This window comes from Pseudomonas sp. R43(2017), from assembly GCF_002112345.1.
Taxonomy (GTDB): domain Bacteria; phylum Pseudomonadota; class Gammaproteobacteria; order Pseudomonadales; family Pseudomonadaceae; genus Aquipseudomonas; species Aquipseudomonas kribbensis.
In genome coordinates this window covers 381,121-403,324 of sequence record NZ_NEHJ01000001.1, presented here as the reverse complement: position 1 = coordinate 403,324, position 22,204 = coordinate 381,121, and the positions used below count along the sequence as shown (strand labels likewise).

At 61.1% G+C, this 22,204-nt stretch carries 22 protein-coding genes; 11 read left to right on the top strand and 11 right to left on the bottom strand.

The window, feature by feature from the left end; all coding sequences use genetic code 11:
* Positions 1 to 15: 15 nt before the first annotated feature.
* The gene (gene gstA / locus CAG02_RS01755; RefSeq protein WP_085709862.1) at positions 16 to 627 is read right to left on the bottom strand and encodes a glutathione transferase GstA; all 612 of its coding nucleotides are present in this window, start codon (positions 625 to 627) and stop codon (positions 16 to 18) included.
* A 107-nt stretch (positions 628 to 734) separates the two neighbouring features.
* Between gstA and CAG02_RS01750 the strand changes: the two genes are divergently transcribed.
* Together CAG02_RS01750 and CAG02_RS01745 are read left to right on the top strand one after the other, a co-directional pair.
* Entirely contained in the window at positions 735 to 1,631 is an 897-nt protein-coding gene (locus CAG02_RS01750) for a transcriptional regulator GcvA (protein ID WP_085709863.1), read from the top strand.
* A gap of 122 nt (positions 1,632 to 1,753) precedes the next feature.
* Positions 1,754 to 2,179, top strand: a complete 426-nt coding sequence (locus CAG02_RS01745; protein WP_085709864.1) for a cupin domain-containing protein — start codon at positions 1,754 to 1,756, stop codon at positions 2,177 to 2,179.
* Positions 2,180 to 2,279: 100 nt separating this feature from the next.
* Here the strand turns inward: CAG02_RS01745 and CAG02_RS29750 are convergent, their stop codons facing one another.
* Positions 2,280 to 2,441, bottom strand: a complete 162-nt coding sequence (locus CAG02_RS29750; RefSeq protein WP_170931554.1) for a hypothetical protein — start codon at positions 2,439 to 2,441, stop codon at positions 2,280 to 2,282.
* Positions 2,442 to 2,626: 185 nt separating this feature from the next.
* Here CAG02_RS29750 and CAG02_RS01740 point away from each other — a divergent pair, with 185 nt between their 5' ends.
* A complete protein-coding gene (locus CAG02_RS01740) occupies positions 2,627 to 3,085 on the top strand; it encodes a GNAT family N-acetyltransferase (protein WP_085709865.1) in 459 nt (152 codons plus the stop codon).
* 108 nt (positions 3,086 to 3,193) lie between these two features.
* A complete protein-coding gene (locus CAG02_RS01735) occupies positions 3,194 to 4,624 on the top strand; it encodes an amino acid permease (protein WP_085709866.1) in 1,431 nt (476 codons plus the stop codon).
* A 13-nt stretch (positions 4,625 to 4,637) separates the two neighbouring features.
* On the opposite strand, the gene CAG02_RS01730 is transcribed toward CAG02_RS01735, so the two are convergent.
* Positions 4,638 to 5,057 (bottom strand): organic hydroperoxide resistance protein, encoded by a 420-nt coding sequence (locus CAG02_RS01730; protein WP_085709867.1) that lies wholly within the window; start codon positions 5,055 to 5,057, stop codon positions 4,638 to 4,640.
* Positions 5,058 to 5,182: 125 nt separating this feature from the next.
* Positions 5,183 to 5,800, bottom strand: a complete 618-nt coding sequence (locus CAG02_RS01725) for a LysE family translocator (protein ID WP_085710177.1) — start codon at positions 5,798 to 5,800, stop codon at positions 5,183 to 5,185.
* Positions 5,801 to 5,866: 66 nt separating this feature from the next.
* Here CAG02_RS01725 and CAG02_RS01720 point away from each other — a divergent pair, with 66 nt between their 5' ends.
* Positions 5,867 to 6,784: a LysR family transcriptional regulator gene (locus CAG02_RS01720; protein ID WP_085709868.1), complete on the top strand. Its 918-nt coding sequence runs from the start codon at positions 5,867 to 5,869 to the stop codon at positions 6,782 to 6,784.
* A gap of 13 nt (positions 6,785 to 6,797) precedes the next feature.
* Here CAG02_RS01720 and CAG02_RS01715 read toward each other — a convergent pair whose 3' ends face one another.
* Both CAG02_RS01715 and CAG02_RS01710 read right to left on the bottom strand, forming a co-directional pair.
* Positions 6,798 to 8,171 carry a sensor histidine kinase KdpD gene (locus CAG02_RS01715; RefSeq protein ID WP_085709869.1) on the bottom strand — a complete coding sequence of 458 codons (1,374 nt, stop codon included), beginning with the start codon at positions 8,169 to 8,171 and terminating at the stop codon, positions 6,798 to 6,800.
* On the bottom strand, positions 8,149 to 8,841 hold the full coding sequence (locus CAG02_RS01710) for a response regulator transcription factor (RefSeq protein ID WP_085709870.1): 693 nt from the start codon (positions 8,839 to 8,841) through the stop codon (positions 8,149 to 8,151). The genes CAG02_RS01715 and CAG02_RS01710 overlap by 23 nt, the downstream gene beginning before the upstream one ends.
* 117 nt (positions 8,842 to 8,958) lie before the next feature.
* Here CAG02_RS01710 and CAG02_RS01705 point away from each other — a divergent pair, with 117 nt between their 5' ends.
* The 4 genes from CAG02_RS01705 to CAG02_RS01690 all read left to right on the top strand — a co-directional run bounded on the left by CAG02_RS01705 (position 8,959) and on the right by CAG02_RS01690 (position 15,408).
* On the top strand, positions 8,959 to 9,648 hold the full coding sequence (locus CAG02_RS01705) for a response regulator transcription factor (protein ID WP_085709871.1): 690 nt from the start codon (positions 8,959 to 8,961) through the stop codon (positions 9,646 to 9,648).
* 104 nt (positions 9,649 to 9,752) lie between these two features.
* Entirely contained in the window at positions 9,753 to 11,171 is a 1,419-nt protein-coding gene (locus CAG02_RS01700) for an efflux transporter outer membrane subunit (RefSeq protein WP_085709872.1), read from the top strand.
* On the top strand, positions 11,168 to 12,334 hold the full coding sequence (locus CAG02_RS01695) for an efflux RND transporter periplasmic adaptor subunit (RefSeq protein WP_085709873.1): 1,167 nt from the start codon (positions 11,168 to 11,170) through the stop codon (positions 12,332 to 12,334). The genes CAG02_RS01700 and CAG02_RS01695 overlap by 4 nt, the downstream gene beginning before the upstream one ends.
* The gene (locus CAG02_RS01690; RefSeq protein ID WP_085709874.1) at positions 12,331 to 15,408 is read left to right on the top strand and encodes an efflux RND transporter permease subunit; all 3,078 of its coding nucleotides are present in this window, start codon (positions 12,331 to 12,333) and stop codon (positions 15,406 to 15,408) included. The genes CAG02_RS01695 and CAG02_RS01690 overlap by 4 nt, the downstream gene beginning before the upstream one ends.
* A 3-nt stretch (positions 15,409 to 15,411) precedes the next feature.
* Here CAG02_RS01690 and CAG02_RS01685 read toward each other — a convergent pair whose 3' ends face one another.
* Both CAG02_RS01685 and CAG02_RS01680 read right to left on the bottom strand, forming a co-directional pair.
* Positions 15,412 to 16,476 (bottom strand): YncE family protein, encoded by a 1,065-nt coding sequence (locus CAG02_RS01685; RefSeq protein ID WP_085709875.1) that lies wholly within the window; start codon positions 16,474 to 16,476, stop codon positions 15,412 to 15,414.
* A 37-nt stretch (positions 16,477 to 16,513) separates the two neighbouring features.
* Complete coding sequence (locus CAG02_RS01680; protein WP_085709876.1) at positions 16,514 to 18,373, bottom strand: ABC transporter ATP-binding protein; 1,860 nt, start codon at positions 18,371 to 18,373, stop codon at positions 16,514 to 16,516.
* A 296-nt stretch (positions 18,374 to 18,669) separates the two neighbouring features.
* Between CAG02_RS01680 and CAG02_RS01675 the strand changes: the two genes are divergently transcribed.
* Positions 18,670 to 19,110, top strand: a complete 441-nt coding sequence (locus CAG02_RS01675) for a hypothetical protein (protein ID WP_085709877.1) — start codon at positions 18,670 to 18,672, stop codon at positions 19,108 to 19,110.
* Positions 19,111 to 19,169: 59 nt separating this feature from the next.
* Here CAG02_RS01675 and CAG02_RS01670 read toward each other — a convergent pair whose 3' ends face one another.
* Positions 19,170 to 19,715 carry an NADAR family protein gene (locus CAG02_RS01670; protein WP_085709878.1) on the bottom strand — a complete coding sequence of 182 codons (546 nt, stop codon included), beginning with the start codon at positions 19,713 to 19,715 and terminating at the stop codon, positions 19,170 to 19,172.
* A gap of 119 nt (positions 19,716 to 19,834) precedes the next feature.
* Complete coding sequence (gene sseB, locus CAG02_RS01665; RefSeq protein WP_085709879.1) at positions 19,835 to 20,635, bottom strand: enhanced serine sensitivity protein SseB; 801 nt, start codon at positions 20,633 to 20,635, stop codon at positions 19,835 to 19,837.
* Positions 20,636 to 20,828: 193 nt separating this feature from the next.
* On the opposite strand from sseB, the gene CAG02_RS01660 reads away from it, so the two are divergent.
* On the top strand, positions 20,829 to 21,068 hold the full coding sequence (locus CAG02_RS01660) for a YceK/YidQ family lipoprotein (protein ID WP_085709880.1): 240 nt from the start codon (positions 20,829 to 20,831) through the stop codon (positions 21,066 to 21,068).
* A gap of 108 nt (positions 21,069 to 21,176) precedes the next feature.
* On the opposite strand, the gene dmpG is transcribed toward CAG02_RS01660, so the two are convergent.
* Positions 21,177 to 22,196 carry a 4-hydroxy-2-oxovalerate aldolase gene (gene dmpG, locus CAG02_RS01655; protein WP_085709881.1) on the bottom strand — a complete coding sequence of 340 codons (1,020 nt, stop codon included), beginning with the start codon at positions 22,194 to 22,196 and terminating at the stop codon, positions 21,177 to 21,179.
* Positions 22,197 to 22,204 lie beyond the last annotated feature (8 nt).

Sequence of the window (22,204 nt, the reverse complement as noted above, 5' to 3'; positions counted from 1 at the left end):
ACGCAACCGGGCGCTTCAGACCGGTTGCGTGGCTTCCTCTTCCGCTATCGCAGCCATCACGCCGGGCCGCTCGGCGATACGCGTCATGTAGTTCGCCAGCGCTGGCCAGTCTTCGATGGCGATGCTGAATGTCGGCAACCACTTCAGAACCGTGAACAAATAGGCATCCGCCACACCGAACGCCTGCATCAGAAAGGGTTGGGTCGCAAGGACGCGGTTCAGGTAATCCAGACGTTTGAAGAGTTTGTGTTTGAAGATCGTTTTAGTGGATTCCGGGATTTCGCTGCTGAACAGTGGCGCGCTGCCGCCGTGGATTTCCGAACTGATGAAGTTCAGGTGCTCCTGCAACCGCGAGCGCTCCCAGGTGCCATTGGCCGGGGCCAGTCTCTGGTCGGGAGCAAGGTCGGCGAGGTATTGCAGAATTGCCGGCCCTTCGGTCAGCACATCGCCGTTATCGAGCATCAGTGCGGCCACATAGCCTTTTGGATTGATCTCGCGAAAGTCGCTGCCGTCGGCGGTGCGCTTGGTCTGGTTGTTGACCCGGATCAGCTCAAACGGCAAGCCCAGTTCACGCAGGACGATGTGCGGGGCCAGCGAACAGGTCATGGGGGCGAAGTACAGTTTCATGGGTTCTCCTTCAAATGAAGGCCCAGAATCCGGCATTGTGGCGGCGCTTCGCAAAGGACATCTGCGGTGCTAGCGTATGACAAAATCTCATGGACTCAAGAAGCCCCATGCAAACCCGACTACCGTCGCTCAATGGATTGCGCGCCTTCGAATGTGCGGCCCGACACCTGAGTTTTACCCGCGCCGCCGAAGAGCTGAACGTCACGCAAACCGCGATCAGCCATCAGATCCGCCGCCTCGAAGATGAACTCGGCGTACGCCTGTTCATGCGTTTGAAGGACGGACTGGCGCTGACCGATGAGGGCAACGCTTATTTTCCCGGTATTCGATCGGCGTTTATGGAGCTGCGCCATTCGACCGAGCGTTTGCTGGAGGCGAACAATCAAAGCGTCCTGACGATCAGCACTTTGGTTTCGGTTGCATCCAAATGGCTGTTGCCGCGTCTGCCGTCCTTTCGTGAGGCGTTTCCCGAGATCGATGTGCGCATCAGTGCGTCCACGGAGTTGGTGGACTTTCGCAAGGGCGGCATCGATGCGGCGATCCGCTACGGCAACGGAAACTGGCCGGGACTGCGCGCCGACTGGCTGATGGCCGACGAGATATTCCCGGTGTGCAGCCCGCGCCTGCTCGCCGGGCCGGATCCGATCAAAGCGCCGGCTGATCTGGCCCGGCACACTTTGCTGCACGTCAGCGGGCAGACTGCCGATGACTGGAGCGCCTGGCTGAACGCCGCAGGTCAACCGCCGCTCCCGGCCAAAGGCCCGCGCCTGACCTTCGACCTGGCCATGATGGCGGTGCAGTCGGCGATTGACGGGCAGGGCGTGTGTATCGGGCGATCGACCTACGTCGAGGACGATTTACGCGCGGGGAGGCTGGTGGCGCCGTTTGATTTGCGGCTCAAGTCCGACTCGGGTTTCTACTTCGTCACGCCCCATGATAACGCCGGTTCGAAAAAGATCGTCGCCTTTAGGCAGTGGCTGTCGCAGGTGGTGCGAGTTGTATGAGCGTGTATCAATCCCGCCCTTATACACAGTGAGCTAACAAGCGCCGATATCGGGACACATTCCCGGTACATGCCATCCTCAAAGTAGTGGCGTCACTTCACTACTTCCAAGAGGGCAACACCATGCGCCGCACACTCCTGATGACCGCAGCCGCCGTACTGGTTTCAATGACCGGCCTGGCAAACGCCGCCGACACTCAATCTGCTGCCCCGGCGAAGAGCTGGCAACAAGGCCTGAGCCGTACCGATCTGGTGCATCAGGACCTGGGCGCTGCGGATCGCGAAGTGATCCAGGCCCGGGTCGATTTCGAACCGGGCATCACCTCGCCGCGGCACGCACACCCGGGCGTTGAAGTCGCCTACGTCATCAGCGGCACCTTCGAATACCAGCTCGAAGGCCGGGCACCGGTGACGCTGAAGGCCGGCGATTCGCTGTTCATCCCGGAAGGCGTGGCGCACATCGCGAAGAACATCGGCAACGACAAGGGCTCGGAGCTGGCGACTTACATCGTCAAGAAGGGTGAGCCGTTGCTGATCCTCAAGCAATAACTCCCCGGGATACTGAAAAGGCCTGCCAATGTGGCAGGCCTTTTTTGTTGTCGGCGGATTCAACGCAGACTGATGCCGCCCGATTCGAACTGAAGCAACTTCAGCGCGCATCCACCTCTTTCACAACCCCGGCAGATGCCCTTTGCTTGCGCCGCTTGAGCCAGCTGAAAAACGCATGCACCGTATGCAAAACAGCCGTCAGCACGCCAAGCAGCAGGATGATGAAAAGGATGATCAGCGGGATGCTTTCGTGCGAGAACATGGTGGGTTACTCCTGTAGTCACTATGTTGGAATCCGCAGACTAGACGCATCCGGCGAGGTTTTTGGTGAACGTATGTTCATCCTCGGGCGCTTCAATTGTGCTACGGCGGGGCGGTGGATTTGCTCCGGGATCGTCATCCATCGCATGCTGAGCGCCTCAATCACCATCACTGAAGAGGTTCCCCTTGCAGACCCTCCGCCGCGCCCGACCCGAAGACGCCGCGCCCATCGCCGCACTGGTCGATGAGGCCTACAGCCCCTACATCCCGCGCATCGGCCGCAAACCCGCGCCGATGCTCGACGACTACGAACAAGTGCTGCGCGAAACCGACACATTCGTGCTGACCGAAAACGATGAAATCCTCGGTGTGCTGGTGATGAGCCAGGAAGGCAAGGAGTTGCTGCTGATCAACGTCGCCGTGTCGCCCCGGCACAAGGGCAAGGGCCTCGGCAAAGTGCTGATGACCTTCTGTGAAAAGCATGCGTTGAGTCTCGGTTGCGAGGCGGTGCGGCTGTACACCCACGAGCGGATGACCGAGAACGTCGCCATCTATGAAAAGCTCGGTTTTGTGGAAACCCATCGCGCCACCGAGGACGGATTTGCCCGGGTTTTCATGCGCAAAACGCTTGTCGGCTCTCGCTGACCGTCACCCGGGCATGTCGAAATCAGGCATCGGCATGCCGCACTCGAGCTATTTGCGTTCAACTTCAGCCACGTAAGGTGAGGCGTCCATCAGAGAACAACAAAAACAATGAACAGCCTGAATTCGAAGGAATCGAGCGGTCAACTGGCGCAGGGGTTCAAGCCTCGCCACGTGACCATGTTGTCAATCGCAGGAATCATCGGCGCGGGGTTGTTTGTCGGTTCCGGGCACGCCATCGCGGCGGCGGGGCCGGCGGTGTTGCTGGCGTATCTGTTTTCCGGCCTGTTGGTGGTGCTGGTCATGCGCATGCTGGGGGAAATGGCGGTGGCCCGACCGGACACCGGATCGTTCTCCACCTACGCCGATCAGGCCATCGGCCGTTGGGCCGGCTTCACCATCGGCTGGCTCTACTGGTGGTTCTGGGTGCTGGTCATCCCCATCGAAGCGCTGGCCGCCGGGCATGTCTTGAATCAATGGTTTCCCCAGATCGATGCCTGGCTGTTCGCGCTGGTGTCGATCATCCTGCTGGTGATTACCAACCTGTTCAGTGTCTCCAAATACGGCGAGTTCGAATTCTGGTTCGCCATGGCCAAGGTCGTGGCGATCATCGGTTTCATCGGCGTGGGTTTTGCCGTGCTGATGGGCTGGATTCCCGAGCGTGAAGCCAGCGGCCTCAGCCGGTTGATGGAAGAACACGGCGGGTTCGCCCCCAATGGTCTGTCGGCGGTGGTCGGCGCCTTCATCACCATCATGTTCAGTTTCATCGGCACCGAGGCGGTGACCATCGCCGCCGCCGAATCGGACAATCCGGCACAGAACATCGCCAAGGCCACCCGTTCGGTGATCTGGCGTATCGGCGTGTTTTACCTGCTGTCGATTTTCGTGGTGATTTCCGTGGTGCCCTGGAACGACCCGCTGCTGGCGTCCGTCGGTTCCTATCAGCGCGCACTGGAACTGATGAACGTTCCCCACGCCAAATTCATGGTCGATGTAGTGGTGCTGATCGCCGTGGCCAGTTGCATGAACTCGTCGATCTATATCGCTTCGCGGATGCTGTTTTCCCTGGGGCTTCGCGGCGATGCACCGCACGCATTGAAAGTGACTTCCGGCGCAGGTGTGCCGAGGGCGGCGGTGATTGCCAGCAGCGTCATCGGCGCCGGGGTGACGTTGCTCAGCTACTTCATGCCTGCCGGCCTGTTTCAATTCCTGCTCGCCAGTTCCGGTGCCATCGCGTTGCTGGTGTACCTGGTGATCGCGGTTTCCCAGCTGCGCATGCGCCGGATGCTGCTTCGGCAAAATGTCGAGCTGACCTTTCGCATGTGGCTGTTTCCGTGGCTGACGTATCTGGTGATGGTGTTCATCTGCGCCGCGCTCGCGGTGATGATGGTGACGCCGGAGCATCGTCTGGAAGTGACGTCGACCATTGGCCTGGCGCTGGCGATTTCCTTTATCGGGCTGGTGACCACCCGTCAGCATGGACAGCCGAACGCGTCTGTTCCGGCAAAACAAAACGCCCGAGGCACTGCCTCGGGCGTATAGGAAGGATCGGGATTCAGATCAGGCGCAGGGTCACGTCGATGTTGCCGCGCGTGGCCTTGGAGTAAGGGCAGGTCTGGTGCGCGGCTTCCACCAGCGACTGGGCGACCGAAGGTTCCAGCCCCGGCAGGCTGACATTCAAGCGTGCCTGGAGGAAAAACGCGTCGCCGGTCTTGCCCAGATCGATTTCGGTTTCCACCGCCACATCCGCCGGCAGCCTGATCTTCAGCGCAGCCGCCGCTTTGCCCATGGCGCCGATGAAACAGGCCGACCAGCCGGCCGCCAGCAGTTGTTCCGGGTTGGTGCCACTGCCGTTGGAACCCGGTGGCGACAGCTTGACGTCCAGATTGCCGTCGGAACTGCGTGAGGCGCCATCGCGTCCGCCGGTGGTGCGGGTCTTGCCGGTGTACAGCACGGTGTCGATTTGATTGATCATGAGAAGGTCTGCCTGTGTGAGTGGTTGAGTCGGAAGGAAGGCTCCGATGGCCCACACTTTTGCATCGGCATGTACCGGGGATGTGTCATGAAACGGGGGTTATGTATCGCTGTGTAGCAATGCGTTCAGCCTGATCGCTGAGACAGCGTCAGCAGAACCCCGAAGCCCACGAGCAGGCCGCCGAACGCCCGGTCAATCCACTGCCGTGCCGCCAGCAGTTTCTCCCGCACCCGCCCGGCCGAGAAACACAGCGCAACCAGGCTGAACCACAACACATGCGCTCCGGCAATGAACAGCCCGTAGGCCATTTGTACCGGCAGGCCGGTGTCCGGCCGGACGACACCCATGAAAAGGCTGACGATGAAAATCGAGGTTTTGGGGTTCAACGCATTGGTGAGAAAACCTGAACGCAACGCGGCCAGATCCGACAGGACAGGTGACGCAGCATCCGGCTGCTGAACCTCAGGTCTGGAGCGAAGCATCTTGATGCCCAGATAAACCAGATACGCAGCCCCCGCCAGTTTCAGTGCATTGAACAACCAGGGCGATTGTTGCAGCACTAATCCGAGCCCGAGCAGGGTGTAGCCGACATGCACCAGCACGCCCAGGCCAATGCCCATCGCCGTAAGTACGCCTGCGCGTCGAGAGAGCAGCAAACCGTTACGCGAGACCAGGGCGAAGTCCGGTCCGGGGCTGATGCATGCCAGCAGTGTGATGGTGATTACGACTATCCATTCGCTCATGGTGGAACCTTGGGTGGGTTGGTGATAGAAATCCATCTTTAACGAAAACGAACGCTGGAACTAACGATGATTTCTGAAGCAGATGGTGAGTCTGACTCACCGTTTTCCGAGGGGCGTATGCCGTCTCTGCTGGCGCTGCGTTGCTTCGAATCCGCCGGCCGGTTCGAGAACTTCGCCCGTGCGGCTGACGAGCTGCATCTGACACCCGGCGCCATCAGCCGGGCCGTGCGCCTGCTTGAAGAGGATCTGGGCGTTGACCTGTTCGAGCGGCGCCAACGAAGAGTTTTCCTGACGGACCCGGGCAGGCGACTGCTGAAAGCGGTGAGCGAAGGATTGGGAGTGATGAACCAGGCCGTCCGCGAGATCCGCACTGAGGCGCGCCGTACGCGGCGGCTGGTCCTGTCGTGCGAGCCCACGCTGTTGATGCGCTGGTTGATTCCGCGCTGGAGTGATTTCCAGAAACAACATCACGGCCCGGACATTCATCTGGTGGCCGGCGGCGGGCCGTTTTCATTTGAACAGGGAATCGACCTGGCCATTCGCCGTGACGATTTCCCCCGGCCTCTCGGTTACCACGCCGAGCGCTTGTTTGCCGAGAAGGTCGGGCCAGTCTGTCGGCCGGATAAAGTTGGTCAGTGGTTCGATGAAAGCGGGAAATGCCTGCGCGCCACGACGCCTCGGCTGCAAACGAGCAGCCGACCCACGGCCTGGCAGGAATGGGCCACCGCAGCGGGCCAGCCGGTTCCTGCGGCACAGATGCAGGCTTTCGAGCATTTTTACTTCAGCATTCAGGCGGCTGTCGCGGGCCTTGGAGTGGCCATTGGTCCGTGGCATCTGGTCCGCGACGATATCGAAAGCGGGGTGTTGGCCGCACCGGCAGGCTTCGTTGAAGACGGCTCGCATTATTGCCTGCTGTCGCCCACGCCTCCCAAACCGGGCAGTCTGGAAATGGATTTGCTGGAGTGGTTGCGGTCGGTGGGTTGAGGCCTGTCGGTTTTCAATGGCTGGCCGGCGTTGCCTTGCCCAGCAAATCAATCCGGCAGCCTGGCGCCGCATCGTTTACCGTCACCCGCATGTCATGCAGGCGCGCAACCGCCGACACCATGCTCAAGCCCAAGCCGTTGCCCGGCGTATGGCGGCTGGATTCCGCGCGGTACAACCGACGCAACACCGCTTCGCGTTCGGCCGGGGGAATGCCGGGGCCATTGTCGGTGACGCGGATTCCGACGTTGTCATGATCGGCAATCACGCTCAGGCGCACCTGACTGTGGTCGGGCGAGAACTTGATGGCGTTGTCGAGCAGGTTGCACAGGGCGTCGAACAGCAGTTGTGCGTCACCGGCCATGATCGCGGGGGCCTGACTGTTTTCGATGGTCAGGCTGATGCCGCGTTCTTCGGCCAGCGGTTCGTACAGTTCGGCGGCATCGGCGCTGATCAGGTTCAGGTCCAGCGGCGCGAAGTGGCTGCGCCGGGCGCTGTTTTCGATTTCGGAAATCCGCAGCAGGGCCTTGAAGGTCAGCAGCAGGGCTTTGGCCTCGGTCAACGCCGCATCGATGCTGGCGGCGTATTGCTCTTCATCCAGACCTCTGCGCTGGGTGCGCTCCAGACCGGCGATCAGGCGCGTCAGCGGAGTGCGCAGGTCGTGGGCGATGTCATCGCACACGCCTTTGACTTCGCTCATCAAACGCTCCAGCTCATCGAGCATGCCGTTGACCACCGAGGCCAGTCGGTCGATGTCATCGTTGTTGCCCTTGACCGGCAAACGTCCTTTCAAATCACCTTCGATGATGCCTTTGATCGAGCGACTGACCTTGTCCAGCCGCCGGTGCGCCGAATAACCCAGCACCACGGCGCCGAGCAGCCCGACCAGCAATAGCAGCAGGCCACCGGAGATCAGCGCGTTGATCAGCAGTTCGTCGAACTCGCGGATGTCGTGGACGTCCTGGGCGACCAGCAAGGTTTTGCCGTCCGCCAGTTTATGCACGATGAAGCGCACCGGCCGATGGTGTCCGTTGGACTTGAGCCAGCGGAATTCCTGCGGTTTGTCGTAGGCGGAGAAGGGCGGCAGTTCTTTGATCACGCCGGCAATGAATTTGCCGTCGGCGTCGAACAGGCTGTGGGGCAGGCGTGCTTCGACGTCCTGCAGGGCGTGTTTGCGGATCTCCTGCAATTGCAGTTCCGGCGGCTGGGCGCTGCGGTTTTCCACTTGTCGATACAGGGCGGTGTCCGCCTCGGTCTTCAGGTAGAACGCCGTTTGCCAGTAGACGTAACCGAACAACGCCAGAAACGAGCAGCCGAACAGCCCGAGAAACAGCAACGCTGTGCGAAAGCTGATGGTGCGCGGGATTTCACTCAGGTGAACGGAGGACATACCCGGCTCCACGAATGGTATGGATCATCGGCGGCTCGCCGTCACCATCGACTTTGCGGCGCAGGCGGCTCATGTGCACTTCGATCACGTTGGTGCGTTCGTCATAGCTGTAATTCCATACCGCTTCGAAGAGCATGGTGCGGGTCACCACCTGATCGGCGTGGCGCACCAGATGTTCGAGTAGCGCGTATTCCCGGGGCACCAGATCGATGGTGCGCTCGCCACGGCGCACGGTGCGGCTCAACAGATCGACCTCCAGGTTACCGACCTTCAGACGGGTTTCCTGAGTCACGGCCACCGGTTCGGCCCGGCGTCGGTTCAGGGCGTCCAGGCGGGCGGTCAGCTCGATGAATTCGAAGGGTTTGGTCAGGTAGTCGTCGCCACCGGCGCGCAAGCCGCGTACCCGTTCGTCCAGCGCACTCAGGGCGCTGAGGATCAGCACCGGCGTATTCACGCTGGCGGCGCGCAACGCGGTGAGCACGCCCAGACCATCGAGGCCGCCGGGCAGCATGCGGTCGAGCACGATCAGGTCGAACGGCTCGCCGAGGGCTTTGAGCAAGCCTTCACGGCCATTGTCGACACTGCTCACGGTGAAACCGTGGTCAGTCAGCGCCGCTTCGATTTCGCGGCGGGTGGGCAAGTCGTCCTCGACGACCAGAACATGGGTCATGGCTTTTGAACCACTCACATCATCAGGCAGAGATGGCATAGTGTGGCAAAGCCTGCGGTTGCGCCACGTTCCCGCCGGATAAATAAAAGTTCAGGTTGGCTTGATGGAGTAGGTGCCTTGCGCATTCTCGTGGTTGAAGATGACGCCCAGACCGCCGCTTACCTGCTGCGCGGTTTGAGCGAAAGCGGGCATGTGGTCGATGTCGCCGGCGATGGCAACAGCGGTCTGGACATGGCGCTGGAAGGCATTCACGACGTGCTGATCGTCGACCGGCGTCTGCCCGGTCTCGACGGCATCGGCCTGATCAAGGCCTTGCGCGCCCGGGAGGTGCGGGTGCCGATCCTGATGCTCAGTGCCCAGGCCTCGACCGAACAGAAGGTCGAAGGCTTGCAGGCCGGTTGTGATGATTACCTGGCCAAGCCTTATGCCTTCGCCGAAGTGCTGGCGCGGCTCGAAGCCTTGCTGCGCGGGCGCGATCAGGTCGCGGGGCCGGCGCGGCAACTGGTGGTTGGCGAGTTGCAGCTGGATTGTGCGACACGCACGGCCGTACGCCGGGGCAAGGTGATTGCCTTGCAGCACCGCGAAGCCTTGTTGCTGGAAAAACTCATGCGCCACAGCGGCCAGATCGTCACCCGCGACATGCTGCTCGACAGTGCCTGGGACTACGACTTCGACCCCAACAACAACGTCATCGACAAACACATCCACCGTTTGCGGCGCAAACTCGATGACGGTTTTGACTACTCGCTGATCCGAACCATCCCCGGCGCCGGCTACAGCTTCCAGACGACGCCCGAGCAAGGCTAAACAAAAGTTTATCTGCCGGGGAACGCTCTGGCAGGCACCCCTCGCTATCTTCGCCGCATTCGTGGATCGCTCCACAAAGGCTCAAGCGGGGAGACAGCTTGCTCATGTCGGTTCCAAAGACCAAGGCGCGCAGACGGCGCGTTGCATTTCAATCATCAGCGACGCTGGTCCTGCTGGGCGTACTGACCCTCGGCGGCTGTTCGATGGTGCCCGAGTATCGGCAGCCCGAGTTGCCGCTGGCCCAACAGTGGAACGCGGCTTCTGGCGGTCAATTCGCTGCGGGCGGTCAATGGTGGCGCGAGTTTCACAGCGCCGAGCTGGATCAGTTGATCGACCGTGGGCTGGCCTCCAACTTCACCCTCAAAGCCGCGATCAGCCGTATCGACGAGGCGCGGGCCTCCGCGCAGGTCACCGGCGCCGGGCAATATCCGGCGCTGAACCTGGGCGGCAACTATCAGCGCCAGAACAACTACGGCACCACGCAAAAACGCAGCGTGTTTGCCGAAGCCACCTATGAAGTGGATTTCTGGGGCAAGCAGCGCGCCGCCGCCGATTCCGCCGATGCGCTGGCCAACGCCACCGCGTTCGATGCCCAGACCCTGCGCATGAGCCTGAGCGCGAGCATTGCCGACAGTTACTTTCAGGTGCTGTCGCTGGAAGAGCGTCTGCGTCTGGCTCAGTCCATCGCCGACGATGCCCGCCAGGTGCTCGATCTGGTGGAAATCCAGGCCAGTCAGGGCGCCGTTTCCAATCTCGAAGTCGCCCAGCAGCGCAACGCCATGCAGACCTTCGAAGCGGCGATGCCACCTCTGCGTCAGCAGCGGGATCAGGCGCTGTATCAACTGGCGGTGCTGGTCGGTGCGCCACCCGAGGGTTTCCATTTGCAGGGCGACAGCCTCGGCGCCGTGCAGGTGCCGCAACCGGCGACCGGTCTGCCCATCGGCCTGCTGCGTCAGCGGCCGGACATTCAGGCTGCCGAAGCGCGGCTGAAGTCTGCCAACTTCGATGTCGGCGTGGCCCGTGCGGCGTTCCTGCCCAACCTGTCGCTGGACCTGCTGGGCGGCATCGACACCCTCGCTGGCGGGCAGATCTGGAGTGTCATCGGCACCCTCGGGCAACCGGTGTTTGCCGGGGGCCAACTCAAGGGCCAGTTGCATTTCGATCAGGCCCACGTACAGGAACTGACCGCCAGTTATCGCGAGTCCATCGTCGAAGCCCTGCAAGACGTCGAAACCCAGATCAGCGCCGCCCGGGAACTCGACAAGAGCTACGCGTTGAACGCCTCGGCGGTGGATTCGGCGCGGGAAGCAGCGCGTCTGGCGCAAGTCCGCTACCGCCTCGGCTCCACCGACTTCCAGACGCTGCTGATCGTCGAACGCACGCAATATCAGGCCGAAGACACGCTGTTGCAGGTTCGTCTGCAACACCTTCAAGCGGCGGTCGGCCTGTTCCGGGCCCTGGGCGGGGACTTTTCCGCTGACGCTCTGGCACTCAATTCTTCTGTTCAGGTGACTCATCCATGACTGTCCTGCACCCACGTCGTCGCACCGTTTTCCTGGGCGTCGCGGCACTTTCGCTGGCGGTGGCCGTCGGCGGTTTTCAATGGATCAAACAGGCCCACGCTGCGCCGGTAAAAACTGATGCCGGCGCGATCCCGGTACAGATGAGCAAGGTCATCCGTCAGGATCTGCCGGTGTGGATCAGTGCCATCGGCAACGTGCAGGCGCTCAACAGCGTCAATGTGCGGGTGAGGGTGGACGGCGAGTTGCAGAAAGTCCTGTTCAACGAGGGGCAGACCGTCACCGCCGGCAGCCTGTTGGCGGTGATTGATCCACGGGTCTATCAGGCCCAGGTCGCCCAGGCGCAGGCGTTGCTGGCCAAGGATCAGGCGCAACTGGCGAACCTCAGGGTCAATCTCGACCGGGCCAGCAAACTCGCAGCCGCGAAAGCCGGGCCGACCCAGGACGTCGACACTTACCGCGCCCAACTCGCGGCGCAACAGGCGACGGTGCAGGCCGATCAGGCGGCGCTGGATGCGGCGCGGCTGCAACTGGAGTTCACTCAGGTCAAGGCGCCGCTGACCGGCCGCACCGGCCAGCGTCTGCTGGATGTCGGCGCGATTGCCCACGGTGCCGAGGCGACGGGGCTGGTGACGATTACCCAGATGAATCCGATCTCCGTCGCGTTCGCTGTCTCCCAGGACGAACTGGCGGAGATCCTCGAAGAGAACGCCAAAGGTGCCTTGCAAGTGGTCGCCATGACCCGCGATGGCCAACAGGAAATCGCCAAAGGTCATCTGAGCTTCATCGACAGCCAGGTGACGGCGACCAGCGGGCAGATCCAGCTCAAGGCGCAGTTCGACAACGCCGACGCGAAACTGTGGCCGGGTGAACTGGTGAGTGCGCGCCTGCTGGTGCAGACCCATCGCGACGTGGCCGTGGTACCCGCCGATGCGGTGCAACTGGGGCGTCAGGGTAATTTCGTCTATGTGGTCGATGCCGATCAGCGGGTACAGCCGCGTCTGGTGGACGCCGCCAATGTGGTGGACGGCAAACAGTGGATTCGTCAGGGCCTGAATGCCGGCGAAACCGTCGTGGTGCAGGGCCAGTCGCGGGTGGCGCCGGGGCTGAAAGTTGTGCCGGTAAAAACTGACACCAGCGCCGATCTGGCGGAGGCCGCCCGATGAATGCGCTGGCCGGACTGATTCAACGGCGTGTGGGGCTGAGCCTGCTGGCGCTCGGCGTCATGCTGCTCGGGGCTTTCGCGTACTTCCAGTTGCCGGTGGCGCCGCTGCCGACGGTGGATTTCCCGACCATTCAGGTCACCGCCAAACTTTCCGGAGCGAGCGCCGAAACCATGGCGTCATCGGTGGCGACGCCGCTGGAGCGGGCCTTCGCCGCCGTGCCGCAAGTCACTTCGATGACTTCATCCAGCGCCGCCGGCAAGACCCAGGTGGTGCTGCAGTTCGACCTGTCGCGGGACATCGACGGTGCCGCGCAGGACGTACAGACGGCGATCAACACCGCCACCCCGAACCTGCCCAAGACCATGTCCAGCGCGCCGACCTTCAACAAGGTCAACCCGGCCGAAGGTACCGTGCTGTCGCTGGCGGTGACGTCGCCGACCCGCACGCTGCCGGAGCTGGATCGCTACGCCGACAACTACATCGCCCAGCGTCTGTCGCAAATGCCCGGCGTCGGGCTGGTGGATTTCCATGGCGAGCAGAAACCGGCGGTGCGCGTGCAGATTGATCCCGATGCGCTGGCCGCTCGCGGTCTGACACTGGAAGACGTACGCAGCGTGATTGGCGTCAGCACCCTCGATCAGCCCAAAGGCACGCTCGATGGCCAGAGCCGCTCGATCACCCTTGGCGCCACCGACCAGTTGCTCGATCCGCAGCATTATCGCGATCAGGTCGTCGCCTATAAAAACGGCATGCCGATCAAACTCGGCGATCTGGGCCGGGTCATCGCCGGAGCCGAGGACACCCAGCAAGCCGCGCAACTGGGTGGCGAGCCGACGGTCATCGTCGACATCCACAAGCAACCGGGTTTCAACCTGCTGTCGACCATCGCCACGATCAAGGCCAAGTTGCCCGAGCTGACCGCGTCCTTGCCTCGCGACGTGCAGGTGCAAGTGGTGGGCGACCGTACCCAGACCATCGAAGCGTCGGTCAATGACATGCAGTTCACCTTGCTGCTGTCGATTGCGCTGGTGGTCGTGGTGATCTTCGTGTTCCTGCGCAAGGCCACCGCCACGCTGATTCCCAGCCTGACCATTCCGCTGTCGCTGGTGGCCACGTTCGGCGTCATGTATCTGCTCGGCTACAGCCTCGACAACCTGTCGATCATGGGCCTGGCGATTGCCGTCGGGTTCGTGGTGGACGACGCCATCGTGGTGATGGAAAACATCGTCCGACACTTGGAGATGGGCAAATCGCGCCTGCAATCGGCGGTCGATGGCTTGCGCGAAGTCGGCTTCACCATCATCTCGATGACTGTGTCGCTGATTGCGGTGTTCCTGCCGATTCTGTTGATGTCCGGCATCGTCGGGCGCTTGATGCGCGAGTTTGCGGTGACCGTCAGTGTGGCGATCATCATGTCCGGCATTGTCTCGCTGACCATCACCCCGATGCTCTGCGCCTGGCTGCTCAAACCCCATGCCGATCAGGAGGAGGGGTGCTTTGCCCAGGCCTGCGAGCGGGTGTTCGACCGCTTGCACAACGGCTATCGGCGCAGCCTGGACTGGGTGCTCGATCATCAGCGCATCACCATGGCGGTGGCCATCGCCACGCTGGCGGCCACGGCGGTGTTGTATGTCGGCATCCCCAAAGGCTTTTTCCCGCAGCAGGACAACGGTCTGATTCAAGGTGTGGCGGAAGCGGCGGCGGACATTTCGCCGACGGCCATGCGTGCGCAGGTCAACCGTGCGGCGGAGATCATTGGTCAGGATCCGGCGGTGGCGCGGGTGTATTTCTGGATCGGTCCGAACCCGACGGTCAGCCAGGGCAAGGTGATGATCAACCTCAAGCCGTTCAGCGAGCGCACGGCCAGCGCCGCGCAGGTCATCCAGCGCCTGCAACCGGCGCTGGACGGGTTGTCCGGGGTCAAGGTGTTCATGCAGGCCAACCAGGACATCCAGATCGGCGGCCGGGCCAGCAAGACCCAGTATCAGTACACCCTGCAGGACCCGGACAGCGTCGAGCTGGATCACTGGAGCGGGGTGCTGCTGGCCAAACTCAAGACTTTGCCGCAATTGCAGCACGTGACTTCCGACCAGCAGCAGGCCATCCCGCAATCGACGCTGGTGATCGACCGTCCGACCGCTGCGCGTCTTGGCGTAACCGTACAAGCTATCGATGACGTGCTGTACGACGCGTTCGGTCAGCGGCAGATTGCGACCATGTTCACGCAACTGGATCAGAACCATGTGATTCTCGAACTCGATCCGAGCTGGCAAACGTCCACCGCGACCCTTGAACATCTGTTTGTTCGCGCAAGCTCCGGGGCCTTGGTGCCGCTGAACCTGTTGGCCAGCCTGAAGACCGAGCAGGTGCCGATCATCATCAACCATCAGGGCGTGTTCCCGGCCATTACCCTGTCGTTCGACCTCGCGCCGGGGCATGCCTTGAGCGAGGCGGTCAGCGCGATCAATCAGGCGTCGCTGGCGGTCGCCATGCCTGACACCGTGGCGGGCAGTTTTCAGGGTACGGCCCAGGCATTTCAGGACTCGCTGAAGTCGCAACCCTGGCTGATTCTGGCGGCAATCCTGACCGTCTACATCGTGCTCGGGGTGTTGTATGAAAACGCGATCCACCCGCTGACGATCATCTCGACCTTGCCGTCCGCCGGTTTCGGCGCGCTGCTGGCCTTGATGTTGTGCGGGCAGGATCTGTCGGTGCTGGGGATGATCGGGATCATTCTGCTGATCGGCATCGTCAAGAAGAACGCGATCATGATTGTCGACTTCACTTTGCAGGCGCAGCAGCGTGGCTTGTCGCCGCGTGAGGCGGTGAGGGAAGGGTGCCTGTTGCGTTTGCGTCCGATTCTGATGACTTCGCTGGCCGCATTACTCGGGGCTGTGCCGCTTGCATTCGGGCACGGTGCCGGTTCGGAATTGCGTCAGCCGCTGGGCATTGCGATTGTCGGTGGTCTGGCGGTTTCGCAGATCCTGACGCTCTACACCACGCCGGTGGTTTACCTGTGGTTCGAGCGTCGGCGGCGCAAGGCACACGCCGCCGAGGTCATTGAGGCTTCCTGACGCTTACTGCGCCTTGTAGGTCAGGACGGTGAAGGTGTCGGGGTGAAACGCCGGGTCGGGTTTGGGTTGCTCCCGGCTCGGCGCCGGCTGGGTGAAGTCGGCGGTGAACAGGTAGGCCTGACCGCGTTGGGCGTCCAGCACCATGTTGTGAGCCCATGGCCGGGTCCCGACGCTGCCGCGCAACTGGTATTGCCCCTGAGTGTCGCGCTGGACAATCGCAAGGCTGGCGTCCGCGCCGCTGGGCACCAGCAACTGGTCTTTCACCCGATCGTAAGCCAGAGCATTTACGGCGCGGCCGATGGGCAGGGTGCTCAAGGCCTTGCCGGTTTTCAGGTCGGCGACCACCAGAGTCGGATCAGCGCCACGGCAAGCCACGAACAGGCGTTGACGCGATTCGTCCACGGCCAGTGCGCTGGGTTTACTGCAACCCTTGAATGTCCAGAATTGCCGCTGTTCAAGCTTCGCTCCTGAAAGCACGGCGACTTTATCCTCGTCGCGCATGGGGACGATGAATTGACCGTTTTCAAGGATCACCGGGCCGTCGAGTTTTTGCGCTGGAATGTCCACCGCATCGGTCAGGCGATCGGTCTTGGCGTCGATCAGATACAGCGTCGAATGATCGCCGCGCCGGCCGCTGGTGACGATCAGCCGGTCGCGGCTGGCGTCGTAAACCAGGTTGTTGAGGTTGCCTGAATCGAGCTTTAGCCGCTGCAGGACTTGCAGCCGATCCAGCGCCACGATCCCCAACGTTCCATCCATGTTGGCGACATACGCGCGGTTGCGTTCCGGTACGAAGGCAACAGCGTTGGCGCCGGCGGAGTTGTCGAGGGTCTTCAGCAGTTTCTGCTGGTCGACGTCGAACACCGACAGGCCGTTTTCACGACGGGCCACGAACAGTTGCGCGCTCTGTGGTTGCAGGGCGGCGAAGCCCCAACTGTGACCGTCACCGGGCAATGCCTTGGCGGCGTTCAGGGTGTACAGCAGCGGCGCGTCGGCCTCGGCATATTGGGCGCCGGACAGGCAGACCGTCAGGACGGCAAGCGCTCGCCAGGTTTTTGCAAATACCATTCAAAACCTCAAAATTTCAGTGTTCGGCAGGAACGGTTCATGCCCGGTCCATCGCCTCATCCAGCCCTTGATCTTCACCGAGAAAACCGCCGCTCTGATGCTGCCAGAGCCGCGCGTAGGTGCCGTTTCGCTCCAGCAGTTCGGCGTGGGTGCCTTGTTCGATGATGCGGCCCTCGTCCATGACAATCAGCCGGTCCATGGCTGCAATCGTCGACAACCGATGCGCAATGGCGATGACGGTCTTGCCTTGCATCATTTCATCCAGACTTTCCTGGATGGCGACTTCGACTTCGGAATCCAGTGCACTGGTGGCCTCGTCGAGCAACAGGATCGGCGCGTTCTTGAGCATCACCCGGGCAATGGCGATGCGTTGGCGCTGGCCGCCGGACAGCTTGATGCCGCGTTCGCCCACGAGGGTGTCGTAACCGGTGTGACCCTGGCGATCGCTTAGCTGGCTGATGAAACCGTCGGCCTGGGCGTTGACCGCAGCACGGTGAACCTGTGCGTCGGTAGCGTCCGGGCGTCCGTAGGCAATGTTGTCGCGGATCGAGCGGTGCAACAGCGACGTGTCCTGAGTCACCATGCCGATGGCGCTGCGCAGACTGTCCTGCGTCACTTGTGCGATGTTCTGCCCGTCGATGCGAATCGTACCGCTGTCGACGTCATAGAAGCGCAACAGCAGATTGATCAGCGTCGATTTGCCGGCCCCGGAGCGGCCCACCAGGCCGATTTTTTCACCGGCGCGGATGTGCAGGCTCAAGCCGTCGAGCACCTGACGTTCGCCGTTGTAGTTGAAGTGCACGTTGTCGAAGGTCACGGCGCCGCCGGAAGGCACCAGCACGCCGGCGTCGGGCGCGTCTTGCACCTTGGGGCCGCGGGTGAGGGTGGCCATGCCGTCCTGCACGGTGCCGATGTTTTCGAACAGCGAGGTCATCTGCCACATGATCCAGTGGGACATGCCGTTGATCCGCAATGCCATGGCGGTGATCGCAGCCACCGCACCCGCACCGACCTGACCCTGATGCCAGAGCCACAGGGCATAACCGCCGGCACCGAGGATCAGCCCGACCACCAGGGCCTGATTGACGATCTCGAACTGACTGACCAGACGCATCTGGCGAAAACCGGTGAGTTTGAAGTCCTCCATCGCGGCACGCGCAAAATGCGCTTCACGGTTGGAGTGCGAGAACAGTTTGACGGTGGTGATGTTGGTGTAGGCGTCGGAAATACGCCCCGTCATCGACGAGCGCGCATGGGCCTGTTCCTGCCCGACCTGTCCAAGGCGTGGTACGAAATACAGCATCGCCAGCCCGAACAGGGCGACCCAGGCAATGAACGGCAGCATGAGTTTCAGGGCAAAACCGCCGGCCAGGGCGATGATCGCGATGAAATAAACGCCGATACCGGGGGCGATTTCGATGATCGTGAACAGGACTTCGCGTACGGCCAGCGCGGTCTGCATCACTTTGGTCGTGACGCGACCGGAGAACTCGTCGGAAAAGAACGAAAGGCTTTGCCGCAGCATCAGGCGATGGAAATCCCAGCGCAGGCGCAGCGGCAGGTTGATCGCCAGAATCTGGTGCTGGACCATCGTGCGCAACGCCACCAGACCAATGCTGGTGAGCAGGACGATGGCGATGCCCCACAGCACCCGGCTTTCCTGACCGTTCGCGGCACCGCCGGCCTGCCAGGTCGAGAGCAGGTCCACCACTTGCCCGAGAAACGAAAACAGCCAGGCTTCGTAGATCGAAACGCTGGCACTGAGCAGCGCCAGCGCAAGCACGTAGCCACGGGCACCCCGGGTGCAGGCCCACAGAAAACGCATCAGGCCAACGGGCGGTGGCGGCGCCTCGTCGGGCGGGAAAGGATCGAGCCTGCGTTCAAACACGCGAAGCATAAGGGTCTCCGAAATGATCAGGTTCTGGGGAGTATGCCATCTTCGCCGCTGGCCCCGGATAGGAGGACAGCGATCGCTCGGCCATCTTTGACCATTGGTCAGTTCTCAATACTATCCAACAGGGTAAAGACTATTTTTTATCCGGGTCAGCGAAGTGACAGCAGCCCTTGGGAAACGATCACTTTAGCTGAGCCCGGAGACGCAGCTTTCAGGATGGATCTTGAAAGGCGCGGAGCATCGTTCGCTCGATGCGTAACGGAGATCCCGCGCCTTCTCACTTGTTAAGGAGAACGCAGATGGCAAGCAATCGAGTACTCGAAACCTCAGACAAAACGGCGCTCGTCGAAGCCGAGGTGTATCGCTGGTACAACCTGTTTTTCCCGTGGTCACGCGGCATGTCTTCGCAATCGGAAGGCGCCATAAAACCTTTGTACGATGCGCTGGCGGACGATTTTCGTGTGGTGCTCACGGATGGCCAGATCATGGAACGGGCCGACTACTGGGAGCGACTCTGGGGCCTGCATGGCAAGCGTGCCGGGAGCCCCGAATCGCATATCACCAATCTCTCGATCACGCCGCTACCCGGTGGCTTCTTCCTGACGGTATTCGACCTGGTCAAGGACGGAATCACCAAGAAGAAAGTCGACTCGGCGCTCATGCGTCTTGATGAGAACTCCCCATCGGGTATTTCGTGGATTTACGTCCATGAAAGCGAGCACGAGAGGGCGGCTGCGTAAGGTTTCCGATTCACTTCTGTGCGCCGGTCGCGGTGTCAAATCGCCGCGACCTGGGCGACTCATTCTTCGTCGCGGATCTGCATCAGCGCGAATCCCAGCAGATTCAGGCCTTGCCACAGGTCGGGATTGCTCGCGTTTTGGTGATCCTGGGCGAGGCCGATGCCCCAGATGCTGTCGACCGGGCTCGCCTCAACGATGATGCTGGAGCCGGTTTCCTTGAGGAATGCATGCAGTTCCGGGTTCTGCGAGAACTTGGCCCGGTTGGCCCGGACGACAATCTCGTATCGATGTTCCAGCCAATCGTGTTCGTTGAAGCCGCGTACCTTACGGCCAAGCGCTTTGGCTGCGTTGGGTGTGGGCGCCTGGAGCACTTGAGCACGAATGTCCTGATCGCCGAACAAGGCGGCCTTCTCGGCCATCATGAAATGTTCGGCAGTCGCATAGCGTTGCCCGTCGACAACGAATTCGGCTTCAAACCACTGACTGAAGCACGAAGCAGTGACGCCGTGCTTGCTGCGCTGGTGTCCCCAGAAAAAGACATAGTTCAGATCCTCTCCGGCGTTGAAGCGGGAGCGGAGGTCTTCCAGATATTTGGAATCTTGCAATTGGGCTTCCTTGGCAATTGGGTTTTGGCGTGGGAGGTTTACCACGATATGCACTCGCGTTGAAAATCGTTTGAGCTCTGCACGTTTCAAACCTGCGGTCAGTCAGGAGTTTTGTACTGTCATGCTTTGCCAAAACCAAACAATTTACCCAGCCAGCCTGACGACTTCCGTACATAGAAAGGCGTGGTTTGCTTGAGGAAATAATCGCTAAGGCCTGAATCTCCGTCATGAACGCGGTACAGGTCAACGGGCTCGCCATCCGGAGCCGAGTCCCCGGCAACGCTGCCGGCTTCGCGCATGACCTGTTCAAAGTCGCCGTCCGCTTCGATCCCGATGATCAGATGAGGCTTTGGGTCAGCCGAAGCGTCGTGCATCAATGCCAGAAACGCACGCTTCACATTGCGATGCCTGGCAAGTAATTGAGTCAGCGAATTGACCATCTTCGAGGGGTATTGCGACGGTTGTCCGAGCAGTACTTGAGTGTCCTTTTCGACCGTTCGCTGCACCGGTCTTTGGCCGATCTCATCGGAGAGCAGGTAGCGCACTTCCTCAGGGAAAAACTCCTTTCCGTAGGGAGACTTTGGATTGAGGAAAAGAGGCGTGCCCAGCGTGATTTCAAACAGTGATCTGGCCGGGATCTCCAGGTAGGTCTCTTCACTGTTTATGGATCTTTGTAGCGTTTGCAACGAAGAAAAAAACGGGATGACTGCAGAACCGTCGGGCTTTTGCCAGTGCGCAATGCTGATGTTGCTGCCTGCCTCAAGGTTGACTTGCCCCTCGCCAGTGCCGGCGGTGCCGAGGATGTAGATATCCGAATTCAGCAGTGTCTTGAAAAAATCAGGTCGGTGGGCGGGTTCATCCGCCGCTAGTCTGAGTGACTTTTCGAGGGCGTTTTCTTGCTGGGTATCCATGATGTCCATCGGCAGTTCCATCAATGCAGGCAAAAAATGAGTGACAAAGAACGCGCAGTTTTTCACGCTGTTGTGAAAACAGGAAGAACGGAAGCCTTATAAATCCGCGTTACAGCGCTTGCACTGTGGGCATCCAGGGGGTGACTAACTTTACACAACAGCGTCTATGCAGCTCTGCGCAAAGAAGTAATAAGGACGTTACGTGTTTCGAAGGATTGTTTTACTGGTGCTGATTGCCAGTCTGAGCGGGTGTATGGCAACCGCTATGCGTATGGATTATGACAAGCACCGATGCCCCTATATTGGCGTGCGGTTTGACTGGTGGCTGGTCGGTACTTCAAAAGGAAAACTGATTCCCTTTTTACTGATCGACGCGCCGTTTTCCTTGGTGGTCGACACGGTCTTTTTTCCCTTCGAATATCAATACAGCTGCAACCTTTAAGGCGCCAATGGCGATCGGCCGAGGGGCGTTGCTACCGAAGCTCCACCAGATACAGCTCCAGGACCGGCCCACCGCTGCGTGAGCGGCAGGCCGGCAATCTTGCGCGGTTCAACGCTTGAGCAGGTCCAGCGCGACGTCGACGATCATGTCTTCCTGACCGCCAACCATGCGACGCCTGCCCAGTTCGACCAATATGTCCAGGGTCTTGAGGCCGTACCTGGCGGCGGCAATTTCGGCATGCCGCAGGAAGCTTGAATAGACGCCCGCATAACCCAGTGCCAGGGTTTCACGATCAACCCGCACCGGCCGATCCTGCAGCGGGCGAACGATGTCGTCGGCGGCGTCGAGCAGCATGTAGAGATCCGTGCCGTGGTTCCAGCCGAGCCGTTCGGCGGCGGCGATGAACACTTCCAGCGGCGCATTGCCGGCGCCGGCCCCCATGCCAGCGAGACTGGCGTCAATGCGGTCGCAGCCTTCCTCGACGGCGGTTATAGAGTTGGCGACGCCCAGCGACAGGTTGTGGTGGGCGTGCATGCCGGTTTCGGTTTCCGGCTTCAGAACGGCTTTGAATGCCCGGAAGCGCTCGCGAACATCCTGCATGTTCATCGCGCCACCGGAGTCGGCCATGTACACGCAGGTCGCGCCATAGCTTTCCATCAGCCGGGCCTGGGCCGCCAGGTGCTCGGGGGCGATCATGTGGCTCATCATCAGGAAACCGACGGTGTCCATGCCCAGTTCACGGGCATATTCAATGTGCTGTTTCGAAACGTCGGCTTCCGTACAGTGCGTGGCGATGCGCACCACCCGTGCACCGGCGTCATAAGCGGCCTTGAGGTCGTGCACCGTGCCGATCCCCGGCAGCAGCAGGGTGGTGATTTTGGCGTGTTCGAGGACATCGGCCGCTGCTTCGATCCATTCCAGATCGGTATGGGCGGCAAAGCCATAGTTGAAACTCGAACCCTGCAGGCCGTCGCCGTGGGCGATTTCGATCGAATCGACCCGGGCCTTGTCCAGTGCGCGCGCAATGTCCTGCACATTTTGCAGCGAATACTGATGGCGGATGGCATGGCTACCGTCGCGCAGGGTCACGTCGGAGATGTAGATTTTCTTGCCGGGATTGAATGTCATGTCGGGCC

What these genes read in the sequence shown, in the direction of transcription:
- CAG02_RS01735 (WP_085709866.1), top strand. Translation starts at nt 3,194, where the DNA reads ATGAACAGCCTGAATTCGAAGGAATCGAGCGGTCAACTGGCGCAGGGG.
- CAG02_RS01750 (WP_085709863.1), top strand. Translation starts at nt 735, where the DNA reads ATGCAAACCCGACTACCGTCGCTCAATGGATTGCGCGCCTTCGAATGT.
- CAG02_RS01675 (WP_085709877.1), top strand. Translation starts at nt 18,670, where the DNA reads ATGGCAAGCAATCGAGTACTCGAAACCTCAGACAAAACGGCGCTCGTC.
- CAG02_RS01720 (WP_085709868.1), top strand. Translation starts at nt 5,867, where the DNA reads ATGATTTCTGAAGCAGATGGTGAGTCTGACTCACCGTTTTCCGAGGGG.
- CAG02_RS01680 (WP_085709876.1), bottom strand. Translation starts at nt 18,373, where the DNA reads ATGCTTCGCGTGTTTGAACGCAGGCTCGATCCTTTCCCGCCCGACGAG.
- gstA (WP_085709862.1), bottom strand. Translation starts at nt 627, where the DNA reads ATGAAACTGTACTTCGCCCCCATGACCTGTTCGCTGGCCCCGCACATC.
- CAG02_RS01700 (WP_085709872.1), top strand. Translation starts at nt 9,753, where the DNA reads ATGTCGGTTCCAAAGACCAAGGCGCGCAGACGGCGCGTTGCATTTCAA.
- dmpG (WP_085709881.1), bottom strand. Translation starts at nt 22,196, where the DNA reads ATGACATTCAATCCCGGCAAGAAAATCTACATCTCCGACGTGACCCTG.
- CAG02_RS01690 (WP_085709874.1), top strand. Translation starts at nt 12,331, where the DNA reads ATGAATGCGCTGGCCGGACTGATTCAACGGCGTGTGGGGCTGAGCCTG.
- CAG02_RS29750 (WP_170931554.1), bottom strand. Translation starts at nt 2,441, where the DNA reads ATGTTCTCGCACGAAAGCATCCCGCTGATCATCCTTTTCATCATCCTG.
- CAG02_RS01715 (WP_085709869.1), bottom strand. Translation starts at nt 8,171, where the DNA reads ATGTCCTCCGTTCACCTGAGTGAAATCCCGCGCACCATCAGCTTTCGC.
- CAG02_RS01725 (WP_085710177.1), bottom strand. Translation starts at nt 5,800, where the DNA reads ATGAGCGAATGGATAGTCGTAATCACCATCACACTGCTGGCATGCATC.
- CAG02_RS01710 (WP_085709870.1), bottom strand. Translation starts at nt 8,841, where the DNA reads ATGACCCATGTTCTGGTCGTCGAGGACGACTTGCCCACCCGCCGCGAA.
- CAG02_RS01685 (WP_085709875.1), bottom strand. Translation starts at nt 16,476, where the DNA reads ATGGTATTTGCAAAAACCTGGCGAGCGCTTGCCGTCCTGACGGTCTGC.
- CAG02_RS01730 (WP_085709867.1), bottom strand. Translation starts at nt 5,057, where the DNA reads ATGATCAATCAAATCGACACCGTGCTGTACACCGGCAAGACCCGCACC.
- CAG02_RS01745 (WP_085709864.1), top strand. Translation starts at nt 1,754, where the DNA reads ATGCGCCGCACACTCCTGATGACCGCAGCCGCCGTACTGGTTTCAATG.
- CAG02_RS01695 (WP_085709873.1), top strand. Translation starts at nt 11,168, where the DNA reads ATGACTGTCCTGCACCCACGTCGTCGCACCGTTTTCCTGGGCGTCGCG.
- sseB (WP_085709879.1), bottom strand. Translation starts at nt 20,635, where the DNA reads ATGGACATCATGGATACCCAGCAAGAAAACGCCCTCGAAAAGTCACTC.